Annotated in this window: 24 protein-coding genes and 2 riboswitches; of the genes, 10 read left to right on the forward strand and 14 right to left on the reverse strand. The window is 67.1% G+C overall.

Going from position 1 to position 22,458, the window contains the following annotated elements; all coding sequences use genetic code 11:
- Positions 1-15 precede the first annotated feature (15 nt).
- Positions 16-126: riboswitch (TPP riboswitch) on the forward strand.
- From thiO to H7J73_RS29940, 4 genes are all read left to right on the forward strand, one after another.
- Positions 117-1,154, forward strand: coding sequence for a glycine oxidase ThiO (thiO, locus tag H7J73_RS29925; protein WP_264071447.1), 1,038 nt, complete (start codon positions 117-119; stop codon positions 1,152-1,154). (Overlaps the previous riboswitch by 10 nt.)
- Positions 1,151-1,348 (forward strand): sulfur carrier protein ThiS, encoded by a 198-nt coding sequence (thiS, locus tag H7J73_RS29930; RefSeq protein WP_264071448.1) that lies wholly within the window; start codon positions 1,151-1,153, stop codon positions 1,346-1,348. The genes thiO and thiS overlap by 4 nt, the downstream gene beginning before the upstream one ends.
- Positions 1,341-2,105 carry a thiazole synthase gene (locus H7J73_RS29935; protein WP_264071449.1) on the forward strand — a complete coding sequence of 255 codons (765 nt, stop codon included), beginning with the start codon at positions 1,341-1,343 and terminating at the stop codon, positions 2,103-2,105. Before thiS ends, H7J73_RS29935 begins: the two co-directional genes overlap by 8 nt.
- Positions 2,102-2,887, forward strand: a complete 786-nt coding sequence (locus H7J73_RS29940) for an SGNH/GDSL hydrolase family protein (protein WP_264071450.1) — start codon at positions 2,102-2,104, stop codon at positions 2,885-2,887. The genes H7J73_RS29935 and H7J73_RS29940 overlap by 4 nt, the downstream gene beginning before the upstream one ends.
- Here the strand turns inward: H7J73_RS29940 and H7J73_RS29945 are convergent.
- Positions 2,871-3,392 carry a DUF1697 domain-containing protein gene (locus tag H7J73_RS29945; RefSeq protein ID WP_264071451.1) on the reverse strand — a complete coding sequence of 174 codons (522 nt, stop codon included), beginning with the start codon at positions 3,390-3,392 and terminating at the stop codon, positions 2,871-2,873. The two genes, H7J73_RS29940 and H7J73_RS29945, sit on opposite strands and share 17 nt — an antisense overlap.
- A gap of 63 nt (positions 3,393-3,455) precedes the next feature.
- Positions 3,456-4,145 (reverse strand): slipin family protein, encoded by a 690-nt coding sequence (locus tag H7J73_RS29950; protein ID WP_264071452.1) that lies wholly within the window; start codon positions 4,143-4,145, stop codon positions 3,456-3,458.
- A gap of 321 nt (positions 4,146-4,466) precedes the next feature.
- On the opposite strand from H7J73_RS29950, the gene H7J73_RS29955 reads away from it, so the two are divergent.
- The 3 genes from H7J73_RS29955 (at position 4,467) to H7J73_RS29965 (ending at position 8,975) form a co-directional block, all read left to right on the forward strand.
- The gene (locus tag H7J73_RS29955; protein WP_308207453.1) at positions 4,467-5,975 is read left to right on the forward strand and encodes a M28 family metallopeptidase; all 1,509 of its coding nucleotides are present in this window, start codon (positions 4,467-4,469) and stop codon (positions 5,973-5,975) included.
- A 92-nt stretch (positions 5,976-6,067) separates the two neighbouring features.
- Positions 6,068-7,510, forward strand: a complete 1,443-nt coding sequence (locus H7J73_RS29960; RefSeq protein WP_264071675.1) for a M28 family peptidase — start codon at positions 6,068-6,070, stop codon at positions 7,508-7,510.
- 100 nt (positions 7,511-7,610) lie between these two features.
- Positions 7,611-8,975 (forward strand): HNH endonuclease signature motif containing protein, encoded by a 1,365-nt coding sequence (locus tag H7J73_RS29965; protein ID WP_264071453.1) that lies wholly within the window; start codon positions 7,611-7,613, stop codon positions 8,973-8,975.
- Positions 8,976-8,980: 5 nt separating this feature from the next.
- On the opposite strand, the gene H7J73_RS29970 is transcribed toward H7J73_RS29965, so the two are convergent.
- The 9 genes from H7J73_RS29970 to thiD form a co-directional block, all read right to left on the reverse strand.
- Positions 8,981-9,532, reverse strand: a complete 552-nt coding sequence (locus H7J73_RS29970; RefSeq protein WP_264071454.1) for a class I SAM-dependent methyltransferase — start codon at positions 9,530-9,532, stop codon at positions 8,981-8,983.
- Positions 9,533-9,607: 75 nt separating this feature from the next.
- Entirely contained in the window at positions 9,608-10,909 is a 1,302-nt protein-coding gene (locus H7J73_RS29975) for a uracil-xanthine permease family protein (RefSeq protein ID WP_264071455.1), read from the reverse strand.
- 72 nt (positions 10,910-10,981) lie between these two features.
- Entirely contained in the window at positions 10,982-11,848 is an 867-nt protein-coding gene (locus H7J73_RS29980; protein WP_264071456.1) for an LLM class F420-dependent oxidoreductase, read from the reverse strand.
- Positions 11,849-11,865: 17 nt separating this feature from the next.
- On the reverse strand, positions 11,866-12,249 hold the full coding sequence (locus H7J73_RS29985) for a MarR family winged helix-turn-helix transcriptional regulator (protein WP_276031952.1): 384 nt from the start codon (positions 12,247-12,249) through the stop codon (positions 11,866-11,868).
- Positions 12,250-12,358: 109 nt separating this feature from the next.
- Positions 12,359-13,570 carry an APC family permease gene (locus tag H7J73_RS29990; RefSeq protein WP_264071458.1) on the reverse strand — a complete coding sequence of 404 codons (1,212 nt, stop codon included), beginning with the start codon at positions 13,568-13,570 and terminating at the stop codon, positions 12,359-12,361.
- 84 nt (positions 13,571-13,654) lie between these two features.
- The gene (locus H7J73_RS29995; RefSeq protein WP_264071459.1) at positions 13,655-13,954 is read right to left on the reverse strand and encodes a DoxX-related protein; all 300 of its coding nucleotides are present in this window, start codon (positions 13,952-13,954) and stop codon (positions 13,655-13,657) included.
- Between the two features lie 16 nt (positions 13,955-13,970).
- Complete coding sequence (locus tag H7J73_RS30000) at positions 13,971-15,464, reverse strand: flavin-containing monooxygenase (protein ID WP_264071460.1); 1,494 nt, start codon at positions 15,462-15,464, stop codon at positions 13,971-13,973.
- 14 nt (positions 15,465-15,478) lie between these two features.
- The gene (locus tag H7J73_RS30005) at positions 15,479-16,117 is read right to left on the reverse strand and encodes an alpha/beta hydrolase family protein (RefSeq protein WP_264071461.1); all 639 of its coding nucleotides are present in this window, start codon (positions 16,115-16,117) and stop codon (positions 15,479-15,481) included.
- The gene (thiD, locus tag H7J73_RS30010) at positions 16,114-16,950 is read right to left on the reverse strand and encodes a bifunctional hydroxymethylpyrimidine kinase/phosphomethylpyrimidine kinase (RefSeq protein ID WP_264071462.1); all 837 of its coding nucleotides are present in this window, start codon (positions 16,948-16,950) and stop codon (positions 16,114-16,116) included. Before thiD ends, H7J73_RS30005 begins: the two co-directional genes overlap by 4 nt.
- Positions 16,941-17,050, reverse strand: a riboswitch (TPP riboswitch). Its footprint overlaps the gene before it by 10 nt.
- A gap of 254 nt (positions 17,051-17,304) precedes the next feature.
- Between thiD and H7J73_RS30015 the strand changes: the two genes are divergently transcribed.
- The gene (locus tag H7J73_RS30015; RefSeq protein WP_264071676.1) at positions 17,305-18,987 is read left to right on the forward strand and encodes an MFS transporter; all 1,683 of its coding nucleotides are present in this window, start codon (positions 17,305-17,307) and stop codon (positions 18,985-18,987) included.
- A 14-nt stretch (positions 18,988-19,001) separates the two neighbouring features.
- Positions 19,002-19,652, forward strand: coding sequence for a class I SAM-dependent methyltransferase (locus tag H7J73_RS30020; RefSeq protein WP_264071463.1), 651 nt, complete (start codon positions 19,002-19,004; stop codon positions 19,650-19,652).
- Here the strand turns inward: H7J73_RS30020 and H7J73_RS30025 are convergent.
- From H7J73_RS30025 to H7J73_RS30035, 3 genes are read right to left on the reverse strand one after another with little or no spacing between them, the layout of a single operon-like run.
- Complete coding sequence (locus tag H7J73_RS30025; RefSeq protein WP_264071677.1) at positions 19,649-20,467, reverse strand: exodeoxyribonuclease III; 819 nt, start codon at positions 20,465-20,467, stop codon at positions 19,649-19,651. The two genes, H7J73_RS30020 and H7J73_RS30025, sit on opposite strands and share 4 nt — an antisense overlap.
- A gap of 17 nt (positions 20,468-20,484) precedes the next feature.
- Positions 20,485-21,405, reverse strand: coding sequence for an N-acetylglutamate synthase, CG3035 family (locus H7J73_RS30030; RefSeq protein ID WP_264071464.1), 921 nt, complete (start codon positions 21,403-21,405; stop codon positions 20,485-20,487).
- A gap of 7 nt (positions 21,406-21,412) precedes the next feature.
- On the reverse strand, positions 21,413-22,006 hold the full coding sequence (locus tag H7J73_RS30035; RefSeq protein ID WP_264071465.1) for a peptide deformylase: 594 nt from the start codon (positions 22,004-22,006) through the stop codon (positions 21,413-21,415).
- Positions 22,007-22,130: 124 nt separating this feature from the next.
- On the opposite strand from H7J73_RS30035, the gene napA reads away from it, so the two are divergent.
- Positions 22,131-22,439, forward strand: coding sequence for a nucleoid-associated protein NapA (gene napA / locus H7J73_RS30040; RefSeq protein WP_264071678.1), 309 nt, complete (start codon positions 22,131-22,133; stop codon positions 22,437-22,439).
- The last annotated feature ends 19 nt before the right edge of the window (positions 22,440-22,458 follow it).

Consider the following 22,458-nt stretch of genomic DNA (forward strand, 5'->3'; position numbering starts at 1 on the left):
TCGGGGCAAATCGAAGACAGACAGCACGGGAGCCCCATGGCGGGGCTGAGAGTGGGCGGCGCAAGCCCTTACCGTCACACCTGATCCGGATCATGCCGGCGAAGGGAGCGCAGCAGATGCACTCACCACACGGATCGGTCGCCGTCATCGGTGGCGGCGTGATCGGGCTGTCCGTTGCCCGCCGGGCGGTCCAGGCCGGCTGGTCGGTGCGCGTACACCGCTCCGGTGAACCGGGTGCATCGTGGGTGGCCGGCGGCATGCTCGCGCCGCACAGCGAAGGGTGGCCAGGGGAAGAGGAGCTGTTGCGGATCGGCCTGGAGTCGCTGGCCCTGTGGCGGGCCGAGGGCACCGGCAGTTACCGCGACGGCTTGCCGCCTGAGGTGGTCACCGCCCGCGAATCGCTGGTGGTCGCCGTCGACCGGGCCGATGCGGCCGATCTGCGCACCGTCGGGGACTGGCTGGCGGCACAGGGGCAGCCGGTGAAGCCGACGTCGACCGCTCGGGACATCGAACCCCTTCTGGCCCAAGGTATCCGGCACGGTTTCGTGGCGCAGACCGAACTCGCGGTGGACAACCGGGCCGTGGTCGACGCGTTGACCTCCGAGTGCACCCGGCTCGGCGTCGAGTGGGCGGGCCCGGTCCGTGAGTTGGCCGAGGTGTCGGCGGATACGACGGTGATCGCCAACGGTATCGACGCACCCCAACTGTGGCCGGGACTGCCGGTCCGCCCGGTCAAGGGTGAGGTGTTGCGGCTGCGGTGGCGCAAGGGCTGTATGCCGGTGCCGCGCAGGGTGCTCAGAGCCAGGGTGCATGGTCGGCAGGTGTACCTGGTGCCGCGCGCCGACGGCGTCGTGGTGGGTGCGACGCAGTACGAACACGGCCGCGACACCGCGCCGACGGTGGCCGGGGTGCGCGAACTGCTCGAGGATGCGTGCGCGGTGCTGCCCGCGCTGGGGGAGTACGAACTCGCCGAATCCGCCGCCGGGCTGCGGCCCATGACGCCGGACGGCATGCCATTGGTCGGCAGGCTCGACGATCGGACGCTGGTGGCCGCGGGCCATGGCCGGTCCGGTTTCCTGCTCGCGCCGTGGACGGCCGAGCGGATCCTGGCGGAGCTGATGACGATCCACACGCACGAGGGAGTGCCGGTATGAAAGTGATCGTCAACGACGAAGAGATGCAGATCGACGACCAGAGCACGGTCACCAGCCTGCTGGAGCGGCTCGGCATCCCCGACAAGGGCATCGCGGTGGCTGTCGACTGGTCGGTGTTGCCCCGATCGGATTGGTACCGAACGCTTTCCGATGGCGCCCGGATCGAGGTCGTGACGGCGGTGCAGGGTGGCTGACTCGCGTTTGACAATCGCCGATCGCTCCTTCGGCTCGCGGCTGATCCTGGGCACCGGCGGGGCGGCCAACCTGTCGGTACTCGAGGAGGCGCTCATCGCTTCCGGTACCGAGCTGACCACCGTCGCGATGCGCCGCGTCGACGCCGAAGGCGGCACCGGTGTGCTCGAGCTGTTGAACCGGCTCGACATCACCCCGCTGCCGAATACCGCCGGCTGCCGCGGGGCCGCCGAGGCGGTGCTCACCGCTCAGCTCGGCCGTGAAGCGCTTCAGACCAACTGGGTCAAACTCGAAGTGATCGCCGACGAACGCACCCTGTTGCCTGATGCCGTCGAACTGGTCCGCGCCGCAGAACAATTGGTCGACGACGGATTCGTGGTGCTGCCCTACACCACCGATGACCCGGTATTGGCCCGCCGGCTGGAAGACATCGGTTGCGCCGCAGTGATGCCGCTGGGGTCGCCGATCGGCACCGGCCTGGGTATCGCCAACCCGCACAACATCGAGATGATCACCGAGGCGGCGGGCGTCCCGGTGGTGCTCGATGCCGGGATCGGCACCGCCAGTGACGCCGCACTGGCCATGGAACTGGGTTGCGCCGCAGTGCTGCTCGCCACCGCGGTGACGCGTGCCGCCGACCCACCGACGATGGCGGCGGCAATGGCGTCCGCGGTCACCGCCGGATACCTCGCCCGCCAGGCCGGCCGCATCCCCAAGCGGTTCTGGGCGCAGGCCTCCAGCCCGGCGCCGTCCTGGTGAAGGGCCGCTATGTCGCGCTGGGCAGTTCGATGGCCGCGGGGCCGGGAATCCCACCGAGAGTGGCCGGTTCGCCGTTTCGGGCCGCCCGCTCGGCACGCAATTATCCGCATCTGATCGCGCGGGTGCTCGAGCTGGATCTCGTCGATGTCACCTACTCGGGTGCGACGACCCTCAACCTCCTGGACGAACCGCAGAACGGCACACCGCCGCAGATCGACACACTCGACGGGACGGAGTCCCTGGTCACCATCACCATCGGCGGTAATGACGTCGGGTATGTGCCCGCGCTGATGGCCGCGGCGCTGCCGCGTGCGGTGCGCCGACTCCCGTTGGTGGGCCCCAGAATCCGGTCCGCGCTCGACCCGGTCGCCCGTGATCAGGCGCTGAGCCTGGTCGGGGATGCGCTGAGCACCGTCGGCAACGAGGTCCGCCGCCGGGCCCCGCTGGCGCGGGTGGTATTCGTCGACTACCTGACGCTGTTGCCGCCGGCCGATACGCCGGCGCCACCGCTGACCGCCGAGGAAGCCGACCTCGGTCGCCACATCGCGGACGAATTGGCAGAGATCACCGCCTCGGTGGCAGCTGAAACCGGTTGTGAGATCGCCCGCGCCAGCCGGGCCAGTCGCGACCACCACGCCTGGTCGACGGAGCCGTGGGCAGAAGGCGCGGGGAGCGCCGTGGCGGCGCTGCTCAATCGGGGGCCCGCGCCGTTTCATCCCAACGCGGCCGGGATGCGGGCTGTTGCAGACCTGGTGGTCGAGCTGCTCAGGCCAGATCAATGAGTTTGCGAACCGAATTGAGGTTGCGGCCGGTGCCCTGCACGCCCAGTGCTCGTGCGATGGCCTTCGCGTTCAGATCGGAGCGGCCCGCGCCGTTGTCGTAACGGATGTGCAGGTCCGCACCGATCACCGCGAACTCGTCGCCCCCGAAGTCCATGGCATGAAAATCTTTGGCGGCCTTGGTAGCTGGTTTGCCTGTCAGGAAGTACACGTAGGAGAAGCGATCCTCGACGACCTCGAACGGATGTCTGTCCAGCGCCGACTGCAGCTGTGCGGGCGTGCGGCTGATGACCTCGCGGAAGAACCCGTACGTCTCTTTGATCGCGGCTTCGAGTGCGCGGTCGAAGTCCGCGGGCCGGCCCGGGGGCGTGCACAGCAGGTTGCCCGAGGCGATATACGTCGACACGTCCCCGGCGCCCAGCTCGGTCGCCAGGGCGCGCAATTCGGCCATCGGGAGCTTCGCCCCGCCTACGTTCACGGCTCTGATGAACACCACTCGCCTCGCCATGGTCTCAGTGTCGCCGCTTGGGCCGACGGACACCACCGCCTTGGTGGCGGTGGCGTCCGCCGGTCACTCGTCGGGATCCGACTCGGTGGGCGCGCCGGTGTCGCGGACCGACAGTGTGACGCGCGAACCGTACGGGACCGCCTGGATCAGCTTCAGCTGAGCCAGCGCCGGATACGCGTCCAGCATGCGACCGGCGTTGGCCAGCGCACGCAGTGCCGCGGTCTCTGCCCGAGCCGCTTCCAGCCGAGCGGCGCCGCGCGCCTTCGCGGTGACCAGTTCCATTGCTGCCGAACGGATCTCGCTCGAGACGATGACGTCCTTGACGAATACCTCCCGGACCTCGATACCGTTGCGCGCACCGGCTGCCTGGGCGGCGGCCAGCAATGCGGCCCCGTCGATCCGGTCGTTGCGCCGCATCACATCCTCGACGGTGGCACCGGAAACGTGGTCGCGCAGGGCAATCTGCACGGCCAGGTACACCGCCGACACCGGGTCGGCGGCGTTCTCGGTGAACGTCACCGGGTCGGTCACGGCGACCCGTAGCGCGGCGGTCACCCGCAGCGCCACCGCGTCGGCGGTCAGCACCTCCTGCGGTGACAGCGCGAACAGCCGCTCACGCATCTCGACGAACGCCGTCGTCACCTCGCCGAACAGTCGGTGCCTGCCCGGAGGGAGGACGCGCTCGACCTTGCCGTCGCGGTACACCAGCGCGCACTGGCCGACCTGCACGGTCAGCCGGGTAAACATGGACATCGTCGTTCTTCTCCTTCCGGATTGGGTAGCGGTACCAGGGATGCCGCCGCCGGGGCACGCGCACCGGCGGGGTGTCACGCATCCGGACGAGCACGCGCACACCGCAAAGCCGGTGAACAGCCAATCCCGGGGGCGGTATCTGTTGGTAGTGAGGACTCGAACCTCAGGGTCGTCAGACCTTTGCCATCGGTTCCGGGGCAATGCACAGAAGTGATCACGGTAACCCGCTGCACCTGTTTCCCGTGTGGAACCGGAGACAGGATGCCAGTGCGGCAAAGGTCTCCGCAATCGATTTATGCCCTGATGGTTAAGGTGGGCACAATGCGGCGCACAACACTGGCCAAAGTCGGCATCCTCACCGTGGTGAGCATCCTCGCCGCCTGCGACAAGGCGGCACCGACTCAGTCGACGGCGTCGTCCACTGCGGTGGCGCCCGAGGCCGGCAGGTACGCCGATTCCCTGCGCCAACAGGTCACCACCGACGCGATGATGACGCACCTGCAGAAGTTGCAGGACATCGCCAACGCCAACAACGGCACCCGCGCGGTCGGTACGCCCGGTTTCGATGCCAGCGTTGACTACGTGGCAGGTGAGCTGCGCGCCAAGGGATTCGACGTGCAAACCCCGCAATTCGACGTCAAGGTCTTCGAATCCGATCCCGGGACGGTCACCCTCGACGGCACGGCATTCGTCGCTCGTGCCCTGGAGTACAGCCTGGGCACACCGGCCGATGGCGTGACCGCGCCCCTGGTGCCGGCGCGGGTGGACGACACCCCCGGCTGTTCGCCCTCGGATTACGACGGCTTGCCGGTCACGGGGGCGGCGGTGCTGGTCGACCGCGGGGTCTGTCCGTTCTCGCAGAAGCTGGATGCGGCGACGCAGCGCGGTGCGGTGGCGCTGATCGTCGCCGACAACGTCGACGAAAAGGTCATGGGCGGCACCCTTGGCGAGACCACCGCCGTCAAGATCCCGACGGTCAGCGTGACCAAAGCCGATGGCGCACAGCTACGGGCGAAACCGGGGACCGTCACTCTCAGAATCAATGCCAACGTCCGAAATATTGCTGCGCGCAACGTGATCGCGCAGACCAAGACAGGATCCGCGGATAACGTCGTGATGGCTGGTGCTCATCTCGACAGTGTCCCCGAGGGGCCGGGAATCAACGACAACGGCTCGGGAGTGGCGGCTGTGCTGGAAACCGCGCTGCAGATGGGTGCCTCACCACAGGTGCAGAACGCGGTGCGGTTCGGGTTCTGGGGCGCCGAGGAACTCGGCACGGTTGGCTCCGAGAAGTACATCGAATCCCTGAACGAGGACCAGCTCCGCGATATCGCGCTCTACCTGAACTTCGACATGCTGGCCTCGCCGAATCCGGGCTATTTCACCTACGACGGTGATCAGTCGATGGCACCGCGGCGCGGCGCGCCCGCCACGCGGGTCCCCGAGGGGGCCGCGGGGATAGAACGGACGTTGGTCGCCTACCTGAAGGCGGCGGGAAAGCCGGCGCAGGACACCTCCTTCGACGGGCGTTCCGACTACGACGGTTTCACCAAGGCCGGGATTCCGTCGGGCGGGCTGTTCGCCGGCGCCGAGGAAGACATGACCGCCGATCAGGCCGAACTGTGGGGCGGCACCGCCGGGAAGCCGTTCGATCCGAACTACCACCAGGCCACCGACACGATCGAACACATCGACAAAACCGCCCTCGGTATCCAGGGTTCCGGGGTCGGGTATGCGGTGGGGCTCTACGCGCAGGATCTCGGTGGCCGTAATGGCATCCCGGTGCGGGAGGACCGAACCCGACACATCGTGACAGCGTCGCAACCGTGACCTTGCAGCAGGGCGGTTCGTCGGCCGTCCGCTGTGCGCGCAGCTAGCCTGTTCGCGTGAGGCGGCATCGGCTAGCGGCGGTATTTTTCCTGATGGTTCTGCTCGCGGCGTGCTCGTCACGCCCGACGGAGCAGCCGGCTCCTGAGCCGGTCCGGGCACATGACCTGGCGTCGAAGGTGACCATCGACGGGATGGTCACGCACCTGCAGAAGCTGCAGGAGATCGCCGACGCCAACGGTGGTACCCGCGACGACGGCACGCCGGGCTTCGCAGCCAGCGTCGACTATATCGTCAAAGCATTGCGGGACAAGGGCTTCGATGTTCAGACACCGGAGTTCGCCCGCCTGCAGACCGTCACGCCGGGGAAGCCCGCACTGACGGTGGGTGGGCGCAACTATCAGGTCGATCAGGCGTCGCTCTTACTGCAGACGCCGATCGGCGGGCTCACCGGTGCGGTGCTCAAACCGACGAAGCCGGCGGGCTGCTCGGCCGCCGACTACGGAACGGCCGCGCCGCCCAGGGGTGGGATTGCCGTGGTCGACGACACCGGCTGCTCGATCGTCGACAAGCAGAATGCTGCCGTTGCCAAGGGGGCGGCTGCGCTGGTGGTGGTCAGCGCGGGCGGCCGAAATGGCAGTCCGGCAGGACTTTTCGTGCGGGGCTATTACGAGAATCTCAAGATCCCGGTGGCTGTGGCCGGCAATGACACCGGTGCGGTGCTGCGTCGGGCGAGCTCGCCGGTGAAGCTCGTCCTCGATACCAAGACCGTCAAAGTGCTGTCGCGAAACGTGTTGGCCCAGACCAAGACCGGCTCCACCAAGAATGTGGTGATGGTCGGCGCGCACCTGGACAGCGGGTTCAGCGGGCCGGGTATCAACGACAACGAGTCCGGTGTCGCCGCGGAGTTGGAGACCGCGCTGCAGCTCGGGCCGTCGCCGAACGTGACCAACGCGGTGCGGTTCGCCTTCTGGGGTGCCGAGGAGAAGGGGATCGGTGGATCGCTCGATTACGTATTCGGACTCAACCGCGACGAGCTCAACGAGATCGCGCTCTACCTCAACTTCGACATGCTCGGTTCGCCCAACGCCGGGTACTTCACCTACGACGGCGATCAGTCCGGTCCGGCCAGTCCCGATGTCAGCGCGGACGAAGTCCCGATCGGTTCCGCCGGAGTGGAGCGCACGCTGGCCGGTTACCTGAATCTGGCGGGTAAGCGGCCGGCCGACATGCCGCTGGTGGCCGGGGTGGACTACAGCCCGTTTCTGACCGCCGGGGTGCCGATCGGCGGGATGACGTCGGGTGCGGCGCAGCTGAAGACCAACGCCCAGGCTCGACTGTGGGGCGGTCGGCCCGCTGTGCCGTTCGACCCGAACTACCGCACCCCTCGGGACACCCTGGCGGCGCTGAACCGCGATGCCCTCTCGGTGATGGGTGCGGGGGTGGCGTTCGCCGTAGGGACATACGCGGCTTCCATCGAGGGCGTAAACGGGGTGCCCGCGTTCGAACTTCGGCACCGCGCCGCGATGGGGCCGTAGTCAGGTCGGCCGGTACGACGAGTTATCCACAGTTGGAGTTTCATCCACAATAGGGGCGTCCGACCTGGGCATAGAACACGTGTTCGAATAGCTTTGGGGCATGGATTCGGTGTCGGTTCGTGAGCAGGCGAGTGCTGCTCTGGATGCGGTGGAGGCTGCGTATGCGGTGCTGGCCGACACGTCCACCGATGGGGTGGGGGCGCAGTTCCGGATGGAGATGGCGGTCCGGTTGGAAGCGGTGGCGCGGCGTCATCTGAGTTTGTCGTATCGGATGGTGGGGGAGATCTGTGATCCGTCGGACGGGCCGGCACGGCGTGGGGTGAAGGCCCGGTTGGCGCGGGAGTTGCGGGTTAATCGCTCGGAGGTGGATCGGCGGGCCAGGTTGGCGGCGCGGCTTCGGGGGCGCCGGGTCGGTTTGGGCGCGGAGGTGACGGAGCCGGAGCTGCCGCGGCTGGCCAAGGCGGTGCGTGAGGGTTTGGTGGGGGAGTCGCATATCAGTGAGGTGTGCAAAGCCCTGGATGCGCTACCGAGGTGGGTGTCACCGGTCCAGAAGAAATGGGCCGAGCGGCAACTCGTCCAGCACGCTGTGGTTCAGGATCCGGCGTTTGTGGCCGTGGTGGGGAAGGCGGTCAATGACCGCATCAATCCTGACGGTGTCTTCGATGAGCGCGACCGCCAAGCCCAGCGCGACCTGAGGCTGGGGCCGCAGGGCCCGGACGGGATGAGCAAGATCTCGGGCAGGTTGACCCCGGAGGCGCGGGCTTATGTCGAAGCCGTCCAGGCCGCGGTCCGGCCCGGCCACCACCTCCCCGGCGCGGAGCAGAGTGTGGTTGATGCGGCGACGGATTCCCGGTCGGCGGGGCAGCGCTCCCATGATGGGTTGGTGTGGGGGCTGCGGACCGCGCTGGAGTCGGGCAGTCTGGGGCAGCATCGGGGGATTGCGGTGACGGTGATCGCGACGACCACGGTGGCGGATCTGGAGCAGGCAGCGCACGCGATGGTCGACCCTGAGGTGCCGATGCCGCCGCCGGCGACGACGGGGGGCGGGTCACAACTGCCGATGCGGGATCTGATCGCGATGGCCGCGCGGGGTTCACGGCATTATTTGGCGGTATTCGATGGGCATTCGAACCGGCCACTGTATCTGGGCCGATCGCAGCGGATCGCGACGGCCGATCAGCGGGTCATCTGTTATGCCCGCGATCGCGGGTGCACCCGCCCGGGGTGCACCGTGCCGGGGTATCAGTGCGAGGTTCACCACGCGCCGGGCTGGCACCTCGACGGCGCGACTGACGCCGACAAGATGTTCTTCGCGTGTGGCCCGGACAACCACGCCGAAGCCGTTGGCGACTACACCACCACTGTCACCGACGAAGGTCGCCTCGGCTGGAGTGAGGGCACCGGCCCACCCCGGATCAATCGGGTCCACCACCGCGAAGAGCTTCTGGGAGAAGACGACCCATGACGGCGTCAGGTACCGGCGTGCTTGGTCCACGTCACGGAATAGCGCCAGAGCAGGTGCCTGCGGAATCGAGATCCAGGCAGCTTCTCGGCGGTGATGCGGCGCATCTCGGCGTAGCTCGGTGCGGTCTGCACCGTCGGCGACGGGTGCTCCCAGTAGGTTCTGTTTCGCAGATAGGCCTTGTGCGCCACCGCACCGGCGATATCGAAGGGTGCATCGCGAAGCGGTGTGCCGCCGGCGAGACCGAGGATGGCTATTACTCCGCCAGGTCGCAGCAGTCGGCGCATTCGAGCCAGGGCGGCAGGCGCGTCCAAGTGGTGCAGCGTGGCAATCGAGGTGATGACGTCGAAAGAGTCGTCCTCGAACGGATAGGTCAGGAAGTCTGCGAGCAGATACTCGGGGGTGGGACCTCCGGTTTGTGCGATGGCCTGGTCGATGCTGGCTTGGTGGGTGTCGATACCCAGCACTGCCGGTATGGATCGAGCCAGTTCACGGGCGAACATGCCTTCGCCGCAGCCGACGTCGAGCGCCGATTGTGCCTGTGCGGGAAGCGCATCCAACAGTCGCGAATGGTAGTGGATGTTGTGGTTCCAGCGCCTGTCCGGGACTTGAGGGTCGTACCTCATCTCTCAGTATCAACCGACGTCGCTATCGAGGGGGGCGGTTGGACGCGGTGGATCCGTGACGGCACCCCCACGCAGGACGCCGAGCAGACGCATGCCGTGGTAGACGACCAATGCGGCTATCGAACCCAGCGCGATACCGGTGAAGGTGAGACTGCCGATCTGCCAGCCGAAGTCAGCGATACCGATGATCAGCGCGATCGCTGCCGTCATCTGATTGATGGGCAGGGAGAAGTCGACATGATTCGTGAGCCAGATCCGGACACCCAGCACGCCGACCAGCCCGTACAACACGATCGTCGCACCGCCGAGCACGCCCGACGGGATGGCTGAGATGGTGGCACCGACCTTGGGGCACAACGACAATGCGATCGCGACAGCACCGGCGATCCAGTAGGCGGCCGTCGAGTAGACGCGGGTTGCAGCCATCACGCCGATGTTCTCGGCGTAGGTGGTGGTCGCCGAGCCGCCGCCGAAACCGGCCAGCACGGTGGCCACGCCATCGGCGGCCAAGGCCCGACCGGTCACCGGATCCAGGTCGGTGTCGGTCATCTGGCCGACCGATTTCACGTGACCGATGTTCTCGGCGACCAGGGCGATGACGGCGGGCAGAAACATCGGCAGCACCGACAGCGTGAAGGTCGGGGTCTGGAATTCCGGTAGGCCCAGCCAGCTCGCCGCTGCGATCGCCGACGTGTCGACCTCGCCCAGCACCAGTGCCAGCAGGTAGCCGAGCACCACCGCGATGAAGATCGCCAGCCTGCCGACGATGCCGCGGAAGAACGCCAAGGCGCCGACCAGGAGGACCAGGGTCACGACTCCGACGACGGGGCCCTTCTCGAAGTTGGCCTTGGCTGCGGGGGCCAGGTTGAACCCGATCAGCGCGACGATCGCCCCGGTCACGATCGGAGGCAGGATCAGGTCGATCCACCGGGTGCCGACCAGGTGGACCGTCACGCCGATGAGGATCAACACGAGTCCGACGGCTACCAGGCCCGCCAGCGCGCTGCCCGCCCCGTTCGAGGCCACCGCGGCCGTCACGGGTGCGATCACCGAAAAGCTGGACCCCAGGTAACTGGGTAGCCGGTTGCCGGTGATGATCAGGAACAGCAGCGTGCCGATGCCGGAGAACAACAGGGTGGTGGCAGGCGGAAATCCGGTCAGCACCGGCACCAGGAAGGTCGCCCCGAACATCGCCACCACATGCTGGGCGCCGATCCCGATCGTCCTCGGCCAGCTCAGCCGCTCGTCGGGCGCGACGACGAAGTCGACGTCGGATCTCGATTCGACCGGTTTCCAGCGCAGCGGCATCATGGCACTCGACTGAACACCATCGGCGCGGGAAACGCATCGCGAACCGAAGATGGCTGGGGCGTGTCTCCGCTTTCAGCCCAGCTCGGCCAGCCGCGGCACCACCTCGTCGCCGAGTCGCTGTGTGTAGCCCACCGGGTCCGGGTTGCCCGGGTACGGGCCCACGTTGACCAGATCGAACCCGAGGGCGGCGAACTTCTCGGCAGTGCGCAAGAAGGTATCGCCGTCGAAGGGGTCAATGAACAAGCCGGCGGTCTTGCGGATTTCTGCAGGGTCGCGGCCGACGTCATCGCAGTGCCGGTTCAGCACGTCGATCTTGTGTGCGGCCACCTCGGCGTCCATGGTGGTGGTGTTCCAGACGTCGGCGTACTGAGCAACCAGGCGAAGGGTCTTCTTCTCGCCATCCCCGCCGATCAGCACCGGGGGTCGCCGGATCGGCTGCGGCACGCAAATGGTCTCCGCCAATTGGTAGTGCTGGCCCTGGTAAGGCCCGTCGTTCTCACTCCACATCTGCCCACAGATCTGCAGCGTCTCCTCGAGCATCTCGAAGCGATCGCGCACCGGGGGATAGGGCACGCCCAATGCCAGGTGCTCCCGTTCGTACCAGGCCGCACCGATACCGAACATCGACCGTCCGCCGGACAGAACGTCAAGTGTCGTCACGGTTTTCGCGAGAATGCCGGGATGGCGGTACGTGACGCCGGTGACGAGCATCGTCAACGTGATGGTCTCCGTCTTCCCGGCCACAAAGCCCAACGAGGTGTAGCCCTCGAGGAACGGGTCCTCGGCCCGGCCCACCGCTTCCATCTGGAAGAAGTGGTCGGCCAAGGTGAACATGGTCGCGCCGGATTGTTCCGCGGCCTGCGCTGTCCCCGCCAGGGTGGGGGCGAGCTTCGCGGGATCGCCGGGCAGAAAGTCGATGAAGTGAACGCCCAGTTCCATATCGGTTGTGCTCCTTGCTAATCGGTGACGCGCTCCAATAAGTGGAGCGCATCTAGGATGACCCCGCGCTCGGCTTCGCTGAACTGATCCTGCATGGCGCTGACCAGCCATTCCTCGCGAACCTGGCGATCGTTCTGTGCTCGCCGACGACCTTCTGCGGTCAAGGCGATCAGCTGGCGGCGCCCGTCATCGGGGTCTGGTGTGCGGTGGATCAACGCCTGCCGGTCGAGCCCGACCAGCGTGGCAGCCATGGACTGCGGGCGTACCCGCTCTGCGCCGGCGAGCTGACTCGTCGATGCAGACCCGTCCTTGAACAGCCGTAGCAGCACCGCGGTCTGGGACGGGGTGAGGTCCTCATCGGTTCCGAGTTCCTTGAGTCTTCGGCGCAGTCGGGAGAACATCACCCGCAGTTCGCGGGCCGCCCGCACCGAGGAATCGCTGACCTTGTGCACCCTTGCCACCCTAAACTAGACAGTTCAAACTGTCCAGTTTTAACTGTCTAATTGGGGATCAGGAGGGCGGGGTCCAGGCCAGATAGATCGCGGAGCCGACGGCCAATACGGCGATGCCGGTGACGACTGCCGCGGTCGGGAGCGAGAACGCCAGCACAAGACACCCCACCAGGCCGGCCGCCGGGAGCACACCACGCCTCAGAGTCCACGCCGAACAGTTCGCGATCGCGTAGTACGCAAGCACGCCGAACGACGAAAAGCCGATCGCCCCACGCAGATCGACCGTTGCGGCGAGCGCCGCGACGACGATCCCGACCGCGATCTCAGCCTGCCGGGGTACGCCCTCGTGGACCCGGGCGAGGGGTCGCGGCAGATGCCGGTCGCGCGCCATCGCCAGCGTCGTGCGAGAGACTCCGAGGATCAGTGACAGCAGCGCTCCCAGCGCCGCCAGCGCCGCCCCGACGGTGACGACCGGAACCAGCCAGGTCAGTCCGGCGGCCCGCACGGCTGCGGTCAGCGGCGCGGCGGCTGCCGCCAGCCCGGCACTTCCGAGCGCCGCGAGCAGGGCCACGGCGACGGCGAGGTAGACCACAAGGGTGATGCCCAGTGCCAACGGGATGGCCCTGGGGATGGTGCGCGCGGGGTCACGCACCTCCTCGCCGAGAGTCGCGATCCGGGCGTAGCCGGCGAAGGCGAAAAACAACAGGCCCGCCGCCTGCAGGACCCCAGCCACCGTCGCGTCGCTGCCGAGGCCGAGTCGCGCGACATCGGCAGCCCCGGAAGTGGCGATCCCCACCACCGCCGCTGCCAGCACGGCGAGGACGGCGGTGACGACAACCCGCGTCACCAGTGCCGATCGCTGAACTCCACAACAATTCAGTACGGTCAGCGCGACCACTGCGCCCACCGCCGCCGCATGCGCCTGGCCAGGCCACACATAAACACCGACGGTCAGTGCCATCGCCGCGCAGGATGCGGTCTTGCCGACGACGAAACTCCACCCGGCGAGATATCCCCAGAACGGGCCGAGACGCTCGCGCCCGTAGACGTAGGTGCCACCGGACTCGGGGTAGCGGGCGGCCAGTCGCGCCGAGGACATCGCATTGCAATAGGCGACTACCGCCGCTAGGGCGAGCCCGATCAACAGGGCCGGCCCGCCTGCCGCGGCCGCAGGCGCGAACGCAGCGAAAACCCCAGCCCCGATCATTGATCCGAGGCCGATCGCAACGGCGTCGACGGGGCCGAGTCGCCGCGCCAGGGGAGCGCTCATCCCCATACTGATAGCACGCTCAGATGATCAGTGAGTGACACCGACCGCCGCGACCGGATGGTCGTCGAATTCGTCGCCCGTCAGTTAGGTGGCGTTGCGAACGATGTTGCCGCCGAGATAGGCAACATAGCCGATCGCACCGATGACCGCGGCCTTGCGGGCCTTCGGCACGGCCAGCCCGAGCCCGATGGCGGTCTCGAGGCTTCCGTTGATGCGAATGTGCTGGTCGGTGTTTCGCGGGAACGCCTGCTTGGTGATCCCCTCGAAGAGGTCCGGCTTGGCGAAATGCGCCAGCCCGGTCCCGGCGAGCACGAGGCCGCCGATCTGGACCAGGCGGGAATTGCGCTTGGCGGTGGGGACGGCGGTGGCAGCAGCGGCGGTCATCGAAAAGCCTTTCGGGTCAGGAGATCTGGTAGTCGCTGAATGGGAAGTCCGACGCTTCCCGCACGGCTTCCTTGGTCGACGTCGGCCGCAGCAGTGACGGCTCACCGCTGGGGTTGTAATAGTACGAACGTGAGGTGGCGCAGTTGCCGATGGTCCACAGGGAGTCGCCGAGCAGCTCGGTCATCCGATCCAGATACCGGGCGTTGGCCTCTTCGGTCACCTCGAAGGTCGTCGCGCCGCGGCGCTTGACCTCCGTGAAAAGCCGGTCCATCAACCGCATCTGGTATTCCATCGTGTTGAAGAAGTTCAACCCGAGGAAAGCGTACGGGCTGGCGAGGCTCAGGAAATTCGGGAAGTAGGGCATCGACACACCCTGGTAGGCCTGGAACCTGGTGTCGCGCCACCACTTTCCAAGGTTGCGGCCCTGCCTGCCGATCACCTCGATGGCCGGGAAGTTCGCCTCCCACAGGTCGAAACCGGTGGCCAGCACCAGGGTGTCGATCTCGGTCTTGGTGCCGTCTGAGTTGACGATGCCGTCGGCCTGGACGTGGTCGATACCCTCGGACTGCAGGTGCACGTTCGGTTTGGTGAAGGCGCGGTAGTAGCCGTTGGAGAACGTCGGCCGCTTGCAGCCGAAGTCGTAGTCCGGAGTCAGCCTGTCCCGCAGTTCTTTATCGCGGATAGACGCGAACCGGTGCATCTTCGCCAGGTCCGCGGCAGCGATGTTGAGCCGCCGGAAGGTGCGGTGTCTGATCACCGCGGTGCTGATCATCGCCTCGTAGATGGTGTCGGTCACCGCGCGGATCGCACGTTGTGCCAGCGGCACCCGTGCGAACAGTCGCTTGGCGCGCTCCGAGAACCGGATATCGATCTTCGGCACCACCCAGATTGCCGTCCGCTGGTAGACGGTCAACTCGGCGGCTGACTTGGCCAAGACCGGAATCAGCTGGACTGCGGTGGCGCCGGTGCCGATGATCGCGACGCGCTTACCGTCGGCGCGGTAGTTGTCGTCCCAGTCGGTGGTGTGGATGACCTTGCCGGCGAAATCGTCGATCCCGGCAATGTCAGGGACCTTGGGCTGCGACAGGAATCCGGTGGCGGTGATCAGGTAACGGGTGCTCAGCGTCTCACCGCCGGCGAGGGTGACCCGCCACAGCTTGGCGTCCTCGTCCCAGCGGGCACTCTCGACGACCGTGTTGTAGCGGATGTGGCGGCGTACGTCGTACTTGTCCGCGACGTCACCGGCGTACTGCTTGATCTCGGCGCCGGTGGAGAACAGCCGCGACCAGTTGGGGTTCGGCTCGAAGAAGTAGGAGTAGGTGGTGGTGGGGACATCGACAGCCAGGCCGGGATAGTGGTTGACGTGCCACGTGCCACCGAGATCGTCCTCACGGTCGAGGATGACGAAGTTCTCGATCTTGAGGCGTTTGAGTTGGATCGCCGCTCCGATGCCGCCGAACCCGGCGCCGACGATCAGCGCATCGAAGGCGGCCGAATGCTCCGCTGTCATGTAGCGACCGTACCTTACCGACCGGTAAGGATTAATGCCGCCTCAACTGCGAGTTTGGGCACGTCGATGGTCTTGGAACCCAGGTCGTGACGCGCCCCGGTAACCTCGACGATCCTCGTCGGGCCGGTGACCAGCGCGGCCGCCCGCGCCAGCTCGTCGATGGTGCCGAACGGGTCTGCGGTGCCGTGGGTGAACACCGTCGGGATCGCGATATCGGTGAGGTGTTCGGTCCTGGCGCGTTCCGGCTTGCCCGGCGGATGCAGTGGGTAGGAGAACAGTGTCAACGTGGTCAGGTCCGCGCTCTGAGCGGCCGCCACCATCGAGGTCATCCGACCGCCGTAGGAGTGGCCGCCGGCGATCACCGGACCGGGTGTCAGCGAGTGGGCCCACTCGATCGCCTCGACGATCCCCTGCTGATCGGAGGCCGCCGAGTTCGACGGTGGACCCTTGGGGCGACGCCGGCGATAGGGCAGGTTGTAGCGCACCGCCAGCCAGCCGCGTCCCGCCCACTCGTCGCAGAGCCGGATCAGTAACGGCGACTCCCGGCTGCCGCCGGCGCCGTGGGTGAGCAGCACCACGCCGGTCGGCTCCCCGTCGGGTTCATGCGCCACGCCCGCGATGTCGGACAGACCGTCGAGGTCGCCGCGACTCACTGCGTCAGCCTGAACAATGCCGACACCGGACCATGACCACGGCCCAGGGGATAGGCCGCCCGGATGCATTCGGTGACCCAGGATTTCGCGAACGCCACCGCATCGGGAACCGAGTAGCCGTGTGCGAGTGCGCATGCTGTCGCCGCGGCGAGGGTGTCACCGGCGCCGTGGTCATGGCCGGTATCGACGCGGGGACCGTCGAACTCGTAGAAATCGGTGCCGTCGTATAACAGGTCCGGGCTCATCGTCGACGACCGCAGATGTCCGCCCTTGACCAGTACCCACTGCGGTCCCAGTGCGTGCAGGGCCCGCGCGGCGTCGCGTTGCGACTGTGCGTCGACGACATCGATATCCACCAGCAGCCGCACCTCGTCGAGGTTGGGTGTCACCAGCGTTGCCAGCGGAAACAGTTGGCTGCGAATCGAATTCAGTGCGGAAGGATGCAGCAGCGGGTCGCCGTGCATGGACGCGCAGACGGGATCGACGACCAATGGGACGGTGCCCGCGAGCCCCTCCGCGCGCCAGGTCTCGGTCACGGTCGCGATGATCTCCGCCGAGGCCAGCATGCCGGTCTTGGCGGCCTGGATGCCGATATCGGAGGTGACCGCGCTGATCTGTCCGGCGACCACGTCGAGTGGGATCTCGTGGAAAGCCTTGACGCCCAGGGAGTTCTGCACCGTCACAGCGGTCACGGCAACGCAGCCGTGCAGGCCAAGCATCGCGAACGTGCGCAGATCGGCCTGGATGCCCGCGCCGCCGCCGGAGTCGGAACCCGCGATCGTCATCACCCGCAGCGGTGTCTGACCGGTTGGGGTCAGTGGCAGCATGTTCACTTACTTCTCCCTACGCCGGCATGACCCGGTCAGGTTCGGACGGTCGACGGCCCCAGCCGTCCTCTCAGCGCGTTGGGTGCGCGCTCCCGCGTTATACGTGCTTCAACCTAGCGCAGCGGCCGGCCGGGGTGGCGGGGGGAATGGAATTGCCCGGCGAAGGTTTGTATAGCTAACATATGCGAATCCTTGCGCACAGTGCGGTGCGAACCGACGTGAGGTGAATAAGCGCTGATGACCACAGAGATTGAGCCGACTGAGACTGCGATGACAAAGAGCCAGGCCTTCGAGGGTGCAGAGACAGCAGGGACGCAAGATCCGGTAGCGGAGGACGTCACCGCCAGCCGCCGGGTGCGGATGGATCACGACCACCCGCACTACAAGTGGGTGGTCCTGTCCAACACCACGTTGGGCACTCTGCTGGCCACCATCAACGCCTCGATCGTGCTCATCTCGCTGCCGGCCATCTTTCGCGGGATCGGCCTCAACCCGCTGGCGCCGGGCAACGTCAGCTACCTGCTGTGGATGCTGATGGGCTACCTGGTGGTGACCGCCGTCCTGGTCGTCCCTTTCGGGCGCATGGGCGACATGTTCGGCCGAGTGAAGATCTACAACGTCGGCTTCGTCGTCTTCACCCTGGCCGCGGTCGGCCTGTCGTTCGACCCCTTTCACCTCGACGGTGGCGCGATCTGGCTGATCGCCTGGCGCGTGATCCAGGGCATCGGCGGCGCCATGCTGATGGCGTCGTCGTCGGCGATCCTGACCGACGCCTTCCCGGCCAACCAGCGCGGCATGGCGCTCGGCGTCAACATGGTCTCGGCCGTTGCCGGCTCGTTCCTCGGCCTGCTGATCGGCGGCTTCCTATCCGAGTGGCACTGGAAGGCGATCTTCTGGGTCGGCGTCCCGATCGGAATCCTCGGCACCATGTGGAGCATCCGGTCGCTGAAGGAACTCGGCGTTCGCACCCCAGGGCGACTGGACTGGGCGGGCACGCTGTCGTTCGGTATCGGCCTGACAGTGCTGCTGATCGGCATCACCTACGGCATCCAGCCCTACGGCGATTCCACCACCGGCTGGACCAACCCCTGGGTCTTCGGCTCGATCGCGTTCGGCCTGCTCTCCTTGGTGGCGTTCTGCTTCATCGAACTGCACGTCGACTCACCGATGGTCGACATCCGGTTGTTCAGATCCGCGTCGTTCGGGATGGGCAACCTGGCGGGATTGATGTCGTCCATGGGCCGCGGTGGCCTGCAGTTCATGCTGATCATCTGGCTGCAAGGCATCTGGCTTCCGTTGCATGGCTACAGCTTCGAGTCGACACCGCTGTGGGCTGGAATCTATCTGCTGCCGATCACCGTCGGATTCCTGGTGGCCGGGCCGGCCGCGGGCTGGTTGTCCGACCGCTATGGCGCGCGGCCGTTCACCGTCGGCGGCATGTTGCTGATGGCCGCCACCTTCGTCGGGCTGGTGCTGATCCCGGTGAACTTCAACTATCTGGTCTTCGCGGTGCTGGCCTTCCTCAACGGACTCGGCGGCGGCATTTTCACCTCGCCCAACACCGCGGCCATCATGTCGAGCGTTCCGGCGTCGCAGCGCGGTGCGGCCTCCGGTGTGCGCGCGACGTTCTTCAACGCCGGCTCGTCCCTGTCGATCGGGGTGTTCTTCTCACTGATGATCGTCGGCCTGTCCCACACCCTGCCGTCGGCGATGAGCACCGGTCTGCAGGCCCAGGGCGTGCCCGCCTCCGTGGCACACGACGTGGCCAACCTGCCACCGGTCGGCAGCCTGTTCGCGGCGTTCCTCGGCTACAACCCGATCGCGGAGCTGCTGGCACCGTCGGGTGCGCTGCAGCAGCCGGGGGTGAATGCGGAGGTGCTCACGGGCAAGACGTTCTTCCCGCAGCTGATCACCGAGCCGTTCCACTCCGGACTGACGGTGGTGTTCATCGCCGCCGCGGTGATGATGCTGATCGGGGCGGTGGCGTCACTGTTCAACCCCGGTAAGTACGCGACGGCGCCCGGGGCCGACAACGCGGCGTAGCTAGTCTGGGCGGGGTGACTCCCTCCACCACGACGACGCAACGCCGCGCCTTCAACGACGGCATCACGCGGTTCTGGACCTTCGCCGCTCCGGCCTACGACGCACGCTGCCTCCAGCGCTGGGTGTACCGGCCGGCGCAGGACGAAGCCATCGCCGCGCTGCGCCAGCACGGGTCCCGACGGATCGCCGATATCGCCTGCGGAACCGGCATCCTGGCCGACCGGATCCGTCGTGAGCTGGGGCCCGATGAGGTCTACGGCGTCGATATGTCCGACGGGATGCTGGCTCAGGCCCGGCGGCGGTCGGCGGATGTGCGCTGGATGAAGGGCCCGGCCGAGCAACTGCCCTTCGAGGACGGCTTCCTCGACGCGGTGGTCAGCACATCGGCCTTCCACTTCTTCGACCAGCCCGCGGCGCTGCGGGAATTCCACCGGGTGCTGGCGCCGGGCGGGCTGGCCGCCGTCGCCACCATCAGCCCGCGACAGCTGCTGCCGGTGCAACTGCTCTCGGCCAGCCTCAGCAATCCCGCCCACAACCCGTCACCGGCGGATATGCGGTCGTTGTTCGACGGGGCGGGGTTCGAGATCAGCGACCAGCATCGGGTCCGTCGGCCGGTGTGGACGCAGGTGGTCAGCGATCTGATCACCGTCGGGATCAAGGCTTAACGGGTCAGGTCCACCAGCACCGGGGCGTGATCACTCGGCGCCGGGGTGCCCTTCTTGCCCGGCTTGCGTTCGTCGCGCGCGATCTCGGCGTGCACGACGCGCTCCGCCAGCGCGGGCGAGCCGAGGATGAAATCGATCCGCATCCCTTCCTTCCTGGGGAAGCGCAGCTGCGTGTAATCCCAGTAGGTGAACACCCCAGGTCCGGGGGTGAAGGGCCGGACCACGTCGGTGAACTGAGCGTCGACGATCGCGTTGAACGCGGCGCGCTCCGCTGCGGACACATGCGTGCTGTCCTGGAATTTGGCGACATCCCAGACGTCGTCGTCGGTGGGGGCGATGTTCCAGTCGCCGACCATCGCGATCGGCGTCGTCGGGTCGTCCTTCAGCCATCCGGCGGCCGTATCTCGTAGTGCGGCGAGCCATTCCAGCTTGTAGGCATAGTGCGGGTCATCCAGGGTGCGGCCGTTGGGCACATACAGGCTCCACACCCGCACCCCGCCGCAGGTAGCACCGATCGCCCGGGCCTCGGCGGCCGCCTCGAGCTCCGGTTTACTGCTCCACGTCGGCTGGCCGTCGAACCCGATCTCGACGTTGTCCAGCCCGACCCGCGAGGCGATCGCCACCCCGTTCCACTGGTTGAGCCCGACGTGGGCCACTTCGTAGCCCAGCGCCTCGAACGGCATCGTCGGGAACTGGGCATCGGTGCACTTGGTCTCCTGCATCGCCAGCACGTCGACATCGGCGCGGCCCAGCCAGTCGATCACCCGGTCCACCCTGGTGCGGATCGAGTTCACATTCCAGGTCGCCACTCGCAGCGTCGTCTCAGGCATGCCTAGAGACTAGGGCCGGGGGGTGACCCCAATAAATTCACAGCCTCGATGTACCGATGGTCGTGATGCAGCCGAAAACCCATCGACTCGTACAGGGCGATCGCCGGTTCGTTGTCGGCCAGAACCTCCACGTACACCTGCTCGGCGCCGTGTTCGGCGCCCCAGGTCAGCAACGCCGCACAGATAGTGCGTGCGTGCCCCTGTCTGCGCCGGTCGGGGTGCACCCGGACCGATGAAACGCCGAGCCAGCGGGTGCCGTCGGGTGCGGTGGTGACCGCGCCGCGCCCGACGGCCGCACCCGGCACCGCCGCGAAGGTGACCTCGCCGCCAATGACCGCCGTCAGTACCTCGACAGGGACATCGCGTTCGTAGATCGCCAGCCAGTCGGCGTCGGGACGGCCGGTCAGGACCGCGCCCGGGCCGGACGGGACGTCGGCCACGTCGCGAACCATCACCCGCGTCGGCTTGACCCCGGTGGCGCTCACCCGCAGCAGCCGCTCGGGAACGGCTAACCAGGCCGGCTGGCCGCGGTCGCGGTACCAGTCCACCACCGCGGGAAGGTCCGCCACGGCGGCCGAAAAATCAAGGGGGATAGCCGAGTTCGCACGGCTCGTATACGCGGTGCCGGAGACGACACCCGAGCGCAGGAACCAGCCGGCCAGCCACTGCTGCTCGGTGCCCGGCCAGGCCAGTGCCGCGGCGTGCTCCAGGGCCCGGATCTCCGAGGCGCGGACCGGGCGGTGGGACAACTCGCGCACCGCGACGATGGCGTCCGGCGCGATCTCGACGACCCCATCGGATTTGGTGCGCACCAATACCTGCGGCGATACCGCCTCGACGTGCCCGACCACATCGGTCAGTGCGTGCTCCGGGTCGGTGACCAGCCGGTATCGGATGCTGACGCGGCTCCCGACGGACGGCACCTGGCGGCTAGTGGCCAAACGGGTCGGGGCCCTCACCCGGCATCCACGACAGCCCGGGTACACCCCAACCGTTGGATTTCACCGTCTTCTTGGCGGCGCGGGCGTTGCGCCCGACCAGCCGGTCGAGGTACAGGAAACCGTCGAGATGTCCGGTCTCGTGCTGGAGCATCCGCGCGAACAGGCCGTTGCCCTCAAGGGTGATCTGGTTGCCGTCGGCGTCCAGCCCGGTGACCCTCGCCCAGGTGGCCCGGCCCGTCGGGAACGATTCGCCGGGCACCGACAGGCAACCCTCGTCGTCGTCATCGGGATCGGGCATCGTCTCGGGAACCTCGGAGGTCTCCAGGACCGGGTTGATGACCACGCCCCGGCGTCGCGGCGACTGACCGCGCTCGTCGGCGCAGTCATAGACGAACACCCGCAGTGGGACGCCGATCTGGTTGGCCGCCAGGCCGACTCCGTATGCGGCATCCATGGTTTCGTAGAGATCGGTGATCAGATCGGCGATGTCTGCGGGCAGCGAGCCGTCGGCGCCGACGGGCACCGGACTGGTCGCGGTATGCAGAACTGGATCTCCCACGATCCGAATTGGTACGACTGCCATGATCGGCAAGCTTAAGTCAGCCGACGCGCGGGCTCGGGTGCCGTCCCATCTGTTGTGCGCGTGGTTCAATACTCGCCGGGACACAGCGATGTCATTCAGGCTTGCGAAAGGCCAAGGGAGCAATATGGACGGCGCCATGGCGAGAGCTGAGCGGTCGGGGGATGACGCTGAGCTCACCGATGGGCTGACCCGTCGTGAGCACGACATCCTTGCCTTCGAGCGGCAGTGGTGGAAGTACGCGGGAGCCAAAGAAGAAGCCATCAAGGAACTCTTCTCGATGTCGGCGACTCGGTACTACCAGGTTCTGAACGCACTTGTTGATCGGCCCGAGGCGTTGGCCGCGGATCCGATGCTGGTCAAGCGGCTGCGCAGGCTCCGTGCGAGCAGGCAGAAAGCGCGCGCCGCCCGCCGGCTGGGGTTCGACGTCACCTGAGCGTCTTTTCGAGTTATCG

Source organism: Mycolicibacterium komossense, from assembly GCF_025822605.1.
Lineage (GTDB): Bacteria > Actinomycetota > Actinomycetes > Mycobacteriales > Mycobacteriaceae > Mycobacterium > Mycobacterium komossense.

What these genes read in the sequence shown, in the direction of transcription:
- H7J73_RS30015 (WP_264071676.1), top strand. Translation starts at nt 17,305, where the DNA reads ATGGATCACGACCACCCGCACTACAAGTGGGTGGTCCTGTCCAACACC.
- H7J73_RS29955 (WP_308207453.1), top strand. Translation starts at nt 4,467, where the DNA reads ATGCGGCGCACAACACTGGCCAAAGTCGGCATCCTCACCGTGGTGAGC.
- H7J73_RS29945 (WP_264071451.1), bottom strand. Translation starts at nt 3,392, where the DNA reads ATGGCGAGGCGAGTGGTGTTCATCAGAGCCGTGAACGTAGGCGGGGCG.
- napA (WP_264071678.1), top strand. Translation starts at nt 22,131, where the DNA reads ATGGACGGCGCCATGGCGAGAGCTGAGCGGTCGGGGGATGACGCTGAG.
- H7J73_RS29985 (WP_276031952.1), bottom strand. Translation starts at nt 12,249, where the DNA reads ATGTTCTCCCGACTGCGCCGAAGACTCAAGGAACTCGGAACCGATGAG.
- H7J73_RS29995 (WP_264071459.1), bottom strand. Translation starts at nt 13,954, where the DNA reads ATGACCGCCGCTGCTGCCACCGCCGTCCCCACCGCCAAGCGCAATTCC.
- H7J73_RS29965 (WP_264071453.1), top strand. Translation starts at nt 7,611, where the DNA reads ATGGATTCGGTGTCGGTTCGTGAGCAGGCGAGTGCTGCTCTGGATGCG.
- H7J73_RS29980 (WP_264071456.1), bottom strand. Translation starts at nt 11,848, where the DNA reads ATGGAACTGGGCGTTCACTTCATCGACTTTCTGCCCGGCGATCCCGCG.
- thiS (WP_264071448.1), top strand. Translation starts at nt 1,151, where the DNA reads ATGAAAGTGATCGTCAACGACGAAGAGATGCAGATCGACGACCAGAGC.
- H7J73_RS30000 (WP_264071460.1), bottom strand. Translation starts at nt 15,464, where the DNA reads ATGACAGCGGAGCATTCGGCCGCCTTCGATGCGCTGATCGTCGGCGCC.
- H7J73_RS29960 (WP_264071675.1), top strand. Translation starts at nt 6,068, where the DNA reads ATGGTTCTGCTCGCGGCGTGCTCGTCACGCCCGACGGAGCAGCCGGCT.
- thiO (WP_264071447.1), top strand. Translation starts at nt 117, where the DNA reads ATGCACTCACCACACGGATCGGTCGCCGTCATCGGTGGCGGCGTGATC.
- H7J73_RS30035 (WP_264071465.1), bottom strand. Translation starts at nt 22,006, where the DNA reads ATGGCAGTCGTACCAATTCGGATCGTGGGAGATCCAGTTCTGCATACC.
- H7J73_RS29950 (WP_264071452.1), bottom strand. Translation starts at nt 4,145, where the DNA reads ATGTCCATGTTTACCCGGCTGACCGTGCAGGTCGGCCAGTGCGCGCTG.
- H7J73_RS29990 (WP_264071458.1), bottom strand. Translation starts at nt 13,570, where the DNA reads ATGAGCGCTCCCCTGGCGCGGCGACTCGGCCCCGTCGACGCCGTTGCG.
- H7J73_RS29975 (WP_264071455.1), bottom strand. Translation starts at nt 10,909, where the DNA reads ATGATGCCGCTGCGCTGGAAACCGGTCGAATCGAGATCCGACGTCGAC.